This is a genomic window from Mesorhizobium sp. M7A.F.Ca.CA.004.06.1.1 (assembly GCF_003999135.1).
Lineage (GTDB): Bacteria > Pseudomonadota > Alphaproteobacteria > Rhizobiales > Rhizobiaceae > Mesorhizobium.
The window spans coordinates 1-6,712 of record NZ_RZPQ01000280.1 but is presented as its reverse complement, the minus strand read 5'-3'; the positions used below and the strand labels follow the sequence as shown (position 1 = coordinate 6,712).

Below are 6,712 nucleotides of genomic sequence, written 5' to 3'. Positions count from 1 at the left end.
GTGATCGCATCGGCTCTCGTGCCGATGCGATCACCCAGGAATCCTCGCACGAGCGGCCGGTCGGCAACAGCACGCCATAGTAGCCGAGCGTGTCGGCCGCCTTCGCCACTTGCGTCAGATACGGCAGATCGACCGATCTGCCGCCCTCGGCCGTGCCAAGATAACGACTGTCGCCATGCGTCGGCAGAAACCAGAGCACCTTGATGCGGTCCGGCACGACCCGGCTCATGGCCTCTCTCCCGCTGCCTGACGAAGGCGGCCGGATATGCCTGCTTTGGTGAGTAGCTGATGCGAAAGAGTGGGCATGGCGTGGTCCTGTCCGGGTGGAAACCAGATCGCCAGTGCAGATTGCTTATTCCACAAACTCTGTAGAGTTAGTTTATTCCAATTCTGCCGCCGCTATTAGAATTTCTCTCTCTGGCAAGAAAAGGAGGCCGGCCCGAATACACCGGGCCGGCCTCCTTGTATCAGAACGCTGGTTCGACCGCGTTGACGTTGTCCTTGGTGACGACGGTCAGCGGGATGGGCAGCCGGTCCTTGACCTGCTTGCCGTCGATGATCTCGGCCATCGTGTTGATCGCCAGGCGGCCATCCTCGACGGGCGACTGGACGATGGTCGAGTACATTTCATTGGTGCGGATCGATTCGAACGCATCCTTCTGGCCATTGATGCCGACGATCGGCGGTGCGGCCTTGGAGGGGTTGGCCTCCTTCCAGGCATCGATGAAGCCGCGGGCCATCGTGTCGTCATTGGCGTAGACGCCGCTGATCTGGTCGCCGAAGCGTGTGATCAGATCGCGGCTGACCACCAGCGCCTTTTGCTGGTCGAAGTCGGCGTTGACCGTGTCGAGCACCTTGATGTCTGCATTGGTTTCCTTGAGACGGTCGGTGAAGCCGCTGACGCGTCCGATCGTGGTGCCGTTGCCGGCCTGGCCGGCGATGATGACGACGGAGCCCTTGCCGCCGAGCGCCTTGCCGCGCCGGCACCTCTTCCGCTAGGGGCATCTTGACCATGCCGGGATGGATGAGATCGAACGAACCGACATTCAGCGTCGTCGGCACCTGAACGCGGCCACCGCCTTCGACCAGCCGCTCGACGAAATCGAGACCGGCCTTGCCGTGGTAGAGACAGCCATCGATATGGGCGCCGGCAATGTCGAGCAGGCAGCCCGCCCCGACCGCATTGGAAAACGCGGCCAGGATTTTCATGGCAGCGGCGGCGGACGGACCCTGCTCGCCGTCGAGCATGGATCGGTCCTGTGCGGTCAATTTAAGCGTCATCGCAGCTCCGGGCTCGTTGTCGGAAAGGACGGAGGGACAGCGCCCCCCTCTGCCCTGCCGGGCATCTCCCCCTCAAGGGGGGAGATTAGCTGTCATTGCCGCTTTCGCAAATTTCCAGTGTTGAAGAAAGAGTGGCGGCGTTGAGGCTGCCTATCTCCCCCCTTGAGGGGGAGATGTCCGGCAGGACAGAGGGGGGCGAACCGCTCTACCTACCCCGCCGCGATCAACACCGTACTCTCCGGCGACCAGCGCAGAACGACGTCCTGACCTTCCGCCAGCCTGTCGACACCCGTGTTCTGTACAATCACCTTCAACGTCTGGCCGCCACGCTCGACGAAATAGGTGCTGTTGTTGCCGGCGAAGATGCGCTTGGAAACCTGCCCCTTGAGCATGTTGGCAGTGCCATCCGGTGCTCCGGCATCCGTGGCGATGCGGATGCGTTCGGGGCGCACGGCACAGCTCGCCTTGGCGCCGGCGGCAAGCTTGGCACCCGCGCCGGCGGCAATCGCCGTGCCGTCCGGCAGCCGGATGCCATCGCCCGTCGTATCGCCGCGAAAAATGTTGGCGTCGCCGAGGAAGGTGGCAGCGAACTCGCTCTTCGGCCTGTTATAGATCTCCTCCGGCGGCCCCTCCTGCACCAGCCTTCCGTCGCGCAATATGCCGATGCGGTCGCTCATCGTCAGCGCTTCTTCCTGGTCGTGCGTGACGAAGATCGTGGTGATGCCGATCTCGCGCTGGATGCGCTTGAGCTCAATCTGCATGTCGACGCGCAACGCCTTGTCGAGCGCACCCAATGGCTCGTCGAGCAGCAGCACGCGCGGCTTGGTGACGATGGCGCGGGCGAGAGCCACACGCTGCCGCTGCCCGCCGGAGAGCTGGTGCGGCCGGCGGCCACCAAGCTTGCCAAGCTGCACCAGATCGAGCGCGCGTTGCACCTCGGTAGCGATGATCGCCCTGGCCTCGCCGCGCACCGACAGGCCGAAGGCGACATTGTCGGCGACGCTCATATTGGGAAACAGGGCATAGTTCTGGAACACCATGCCGATACGGCGCTTCTCGACGGGCACCCGCTCGACGCTCTCGCCGCCTATGGTGATGCGACCCGAGTCAGGAAAATCGAAACCGGCGATCTGCCGCAGCAGCGTGGTCTTGCCGCTGCCCGACGGCCCGAGCAGAGCGTAGAAGCCGCCATCGGCGAAGTCGATGGAGACGTTGTCCAACGCCTTGTGTGCGCCAAAGCTGCGCGAGACATCGGATACCTGCACGCCGGCCATTATTTCTCTCCGCCGAATTTGAAAAACCGCGCCGTCAGCAGCATCAGCGCCATCGACACGACAATGATGATGGTCGAGACCGCGTTGATCTCGGGCGTGAAACCCTTGCGGATCGCGGCGTAGATTTCGACCGGCAGCGTCGTCTGGCCCGGCGTCGCCAGGAAATAGGACACCACGAACTGGTCGAACGAAACGGCAAACGCGAACAGCCCGCCGGCGATGACGCCGGGCATGATCCAGGGCAGCGTGACGCGGCGCGTCACCTGCCACTGGTTGGCGCCTAGTGAGCGCGCCGCCTCTTCCAGCTCCGGCGCGAAGGTCTGCAGCCGGGCCGAGACGACGACGATGACATAGGGCAGCGCCAATGCGACATGGCCGAGCAGGATCGCATGCAGGCCACGGCCGATACCGACGCCGAAGAAGAAAATCAGCATTGCCGTGCCGGTGATCAGCCACGGTATGGCGATCGGCGGAAACAAAAGCGCCTGCAGGAACTTCTTGCCACGAAATTCGTAGCGATAGAGCGCCAGCGACGCCGCCGAGCCGAGCACGACGCAGATGATCGTGGTGATGACCGCGATCTCGACGCTGTTCCAGGTCGCTGCGATCAGTTGGTCGTTCTGCCACAGCGAAGCATACCATTCAGTCGTCCATTCGAACGGCAATTGGTAGAAGGGAGAAACGTTGAACGACATCAGCGCCATGATGATGATCGGCAGATAAAGAAAGGCAAGCAGCAGCCAGATGTAGAGGCGGCCGAGTCCTTCGAGGATGCGGGTCGTCGTCATCACGCGGCCCTCCGCAGCACTGGCGACGCCACCGCCAGGATGACCAGCACCACCGCCAGCAGGATGAAGGAGAGTGCGGCACCGAGCGGCCAGTTGAACACGGCGACGAACTGGTCCTCGATGACCGTTCCGTAGAAGGTGCCGGTGCGGCCGCCCAGGATGCGCGGTTCCATGAACGAGCCGACGACCGGCACGAAGATCAGCGCCGCACCCGCGACCAATCCGGGCATCGACAGCGGGATGATCACCCGCTTCAGCACCTGCAACCGCGATGCGCCAAGCGAGCGCCCGGCCTCGATCAGCGAGTCGTCGATGGCCTGTAGCGTGAGATAACAGGTCAGCACCATGTAAGGCACATAGGAATGCACCAGCCCGATGATGACGGCCGGATAGGAATACATGAGGTCGATGTTGATCTTGAACGGCAGCACGGCATTAAGCGCGGTGTCGAGGATGCCGCCTTCGCGCAAAACCATCGCCCAGGAAAAGATGCGCACCAACCCATTCGACCAGAACGGCAGGATGACGAGCAGGAAGATCGCCTCGCGGCTGCGCCCCTTCAGCACCTTGGCGAGCACATAGGCGGCGGGATAGCCGATGACGATGCACCATAGCGTCACTTCGAGGCCAAGGCGCAGCGAGGCCAGCAGCAGCGTCAGATAGAGGCTCTGCGAGAAGAAGGCGGCATAGTTGCCAAGCGTGAACGCCCACGGCTTTCCCGACAGCGGCAGCTCGGTCATGAACGAGAAGAAGACCATGGCGGATAGCGGCAGGAAGATCGCCACCGTCAGCCAGAGATAGGCCGGTGCCAGCAGCGGCAATGCCGATCTCAGCCCGCTTCGCGACGCTGTCGCAGCTGCCATGGTACCCTCCTCCCAGGATTGGAAGAACCAGCCGACGCGAACCGCCGGCTGGCCTGGCTGTGATCTTACTTCACGTCGACCTTAAGCTGCTGCCAGAGCGCCAGATAGGCTTCGCGCTGGGCGTCGGTGATCGGCGCCTGGAACTGGATGCGCTTGGCCACTTCGGGATCACCCATGACCTTGCGGTTGAAGGCATCCTCGGGCAGCGCTTCCACCGCCTTGGTGTTGGCGGAGACGGGAGCACCGACCTTGGTGACCCATTCGACGTAGAATTTCGGGTCGATCATGTAGTTGATGAAGGCCTCGGCGCCGGCGACGTTCTTGGCGCCGACCGGAATGGAAAACGCGTCGAGCCAGGCAACGGCACCTTCCTGCGGCACCACCAGCGAGACCGGCAGCTTGAAATGCGTCTTGGCGCGGTCGGCCGAGCCGCTCCAATAGGTGCCGATGTCGATCTGGTTGGAGGCGACCATCTGGTTCCAGTCGTTTTCCGAGCTCCAGAAGGTCTTGATCTGCGGCATCAGCGAGGTCAGCTTCGTCTTGACCGCATCCATATCCTTGATGTCGTTGATGTTCTGGCCAGTGGCGATGGCGCCGAACTGCACCGCTTCAACGGCATCATCGCGAATGACGACGCGGCCCTTGTGGGCGGCATCCCACATTTCGGCGATGCTCGTCGGTGGCTTGTCGAAGGACTTTTCGTTGATGGCGAGTGCGGTGAGGCCCCATACCCACGGCACGCCATAGACCTTGCCGTCATGGACGAGCATCGGCGATCCCGCCTTGTCCTTGCTGATGTCGGCATAGTTCGGCAGCTTGGAAACGTCGATCGGCTGGATCAGTTTCCCGGCCATCGCCTGGTCGTTGAAGGCCGCGTTGATCATGACCACGTCATAGAGGCCGGGATTGGTCCGGATCTTGGTCAGCATTTCCTGTTCGGAATTGAAGAAGTCGTTGACGACTTTGTTGCCGGTCGCCTTTTCGAAAGCCTCGACGGCCCACGGTTCATCGGCGCCGTAACCCTTCCAGTTGAGCACATGCACTTCGTCGGCCTTGGCGGCGAACGCAAGTGCGGAGGTAAAGACGGCGGTCGCCGTCAGCAGAGCAGTCAAATCAGGCATGCGCATGGTTGGTTCCTCTCTGTGGGTTTGCCCGGTTCCCGGGCTTGTCAGGCTTTTCCAGCTGTTATGCATTGGCCTTCTGTGTCCGGCCTGCTCCCGATGGATCGGCGGCATGGCTCAGGAATGTCTGGATTTCGCGGTTCGTCGGCGCCGAGGAGCCACCATGGCGGGTAACCGAAATGGCCGCCGCAGCATTGGCATAGCGCGCTGCCTCGAAGGGCGGGGTGCCGCGCGCCAACGCGCTGACAAAAGCGCCGATATGGGTGTCGCCGGCGCCATTGGTGTCGACGGCGTTGACCTTGAAGCCGGCAATGGTCTGCGCTGACCCGTGGGCCAACCGTACGTGGCAACCCTTTGCTCCGGAGCGGATGATCACGCCAGCAGCCTGCGGGCAATGGTCGCCCAGAAGTCGCGCCGCGAGACCCTCGACATCGCCCGGGCCGGCAATCTCGGCCGCCTCCCTCGTGTTGCAGCTCAGCCATGTGGTGCGGGCAAGCACCCGCGACAGGATGGAGCGTGGAATGTCCGAGATGACCGGCGTCGGATCGAAGACGAAGGGAATATTCGCCGGCAGCGCCTCGATCCAGTCGGTGAGCGCATCGCGGCTCTTGGGGTAGCTCAGCGTATAGCCGGAGGTGAACACCCAGTCTCCCGGCGCCACCGCGACGGGCGCCATCATATCGAGGCTGAGTACGCTCTCCGCACCTGGCCATGACACGAAGGTGCGTTCGGCGTCGCTGGAGATCATGGCGACGCAATTGCCACTGTCCATCAAGGGCGATGGCGGCGTCAGTGTCGCGATGTTCTCGGCCATGAAGGCGGCGCGCAGGAAGTCGCCATTCGGCCCACTGCCGAGCTGGCCGCCGAACACCACCTGCATGCCGGTGCGGCTGGCCGCCACCATCATGTTGAAGCCGCCGCCGGCGACCTGGGCGAAGCTCGATGCCGTCTTTTCCATGCCGGGCGCCGGCAAAGCGTCGATGCGGTAGACATAATCGACCACGGCACTGCCGATATGGACGAGACGGCCGCTCACGCCGCCGCGTCCTTGCTGGAACCGGCTTTCGCCGCCCTTGCCGCGACAAGGTCGGCGGCGAGCGCGCCAACCTCTGACAAGTCGATGCCGACAAGCCGGAGGATGTACTCTTGCGGCAATCGGGAAAAGCCGGTGCAGGCGCCGGCCATGCCGGCAGCGATGGCGCCGATCGTATCGGTGTCGCCGCCGAGATTGGCGCTTATGATGGCTGCTTGCCAGGGGTCGCCACGGGCGACTTCCAGCACGGCGAAGGCAGCCGGAACGGATTCCTGGCTGGCGACGCCGGTGCCGACCAGATCGGTGATCAGCCGGATCGCATCCCTGATCGCCTTGCCACGCACGACGTCCT

General features: G+C 63.2%; 8 protein-coding genes and 1 pseudogene. All 9 read right to left on the bottom strand.

Features of this window, described 5'->3' with window-relative positions; all coding sequences use genetic code 11:
- Positions 1 to 229: LLM class flavin-dependent oxidoreductase (locus tag EN906_RS17720; protein ID WP_127375284.1), on the bottom strand; the 229-nt coding region annotated here is incomplete at its 3' end.
- 238 nt (positions 230 to 467) lie between these two features.
- Positions 468 to 941 (bottom strand): sugar ABC transporter substrate-binding protein, encoded by a 474-nt coding sequence (locus tag EN906_RS17715; RefSeq protein WP_245484286.1) that lies wholly within the window; start codon positions 939 to 941, stop codon positions 468 to 470.
- A 31-nt stretch (positions 942 to 972) separates the two neighbouring features.
- Positions 973 to 1,281, bottom strand: a pseudogene (locus tag EN906_RS38985) (aconitase X); the annotation flags it as partial.
- Positions 1,282 to 1,490: 209 nt separating this feature from the next.
- Positions 1,491 to 2,555, bottom strand: coding sequence for an ABC transporter ATP-binding protein (locus tag EN906_RS17700; RefSeq protein WP_127270905.1), 1,065 nt, complete (start codon positions 2,553 to 2,555; stop codon positions 1,491 to 1,493).
- On the bottom strand, positions 2,555 to 3,343 hold the full coding sequence (locus tag EN906_RS17695) for an ABC transporter permease (RefSeq protein ID WP_127270907.1): 789 nt from the start codon (positions 3,341 to 3,343) through the stop codon (positions 2,555 to 2,557). Before EN906_RS17695 ends, EN906_RS17700 begins: the two co-directional genes overlap by 1 nt.
- Entirely contained in the window at positions 3,343 to 4,206 is an 864-nt protein-coding gene (locus EN906_RS17690) for an ABC transporter permease (RefSeq protein ID WP_127270909.1), read from the bottom strand. Before EN906_RS17690 ends, EN906_RS17695 begins: the two co-directional genes overlap by 1 nt.
- 65 nt (positions 4,207 to 4,271) lie before the next feature.
- The gene (locus EN906_RS17685; protein ID WP_127273265.1) at positions 4,272 to 5,333 is read right to left on the bottom strand and encodes an ABC transporter substrate-binding protein; all 1,062 of its coding nucleotides are present in this window, start codon (positions 5,331 to 5,333) and stop codon (positions 4,272 to 4,274) included.
- 58 nt (positions 5,334 to 5,391) lie between these two features.
- Complete coding sequence (locus tag EN906_RS17680) at positions 5,392 to 6,363, bottom strand: PfkB family carbohydrate kinase (protein WP_127272387.1); 972 nt, start codon at positions 6,361 to 6,363, stop codon at positions 5,392 to 5,394.
- On the bottom strand, positions 6,360 to 6,712 hold a 353-nt coding region (locus tag EN906_RS17675; protein ID WP_206529107.1), incomplete at its 5' end, for an ADP-ribosylglycohydrolase family protein. The genes EN906_RS17680 and EN906_RS17675, both read right to left, overlap by 4 nt.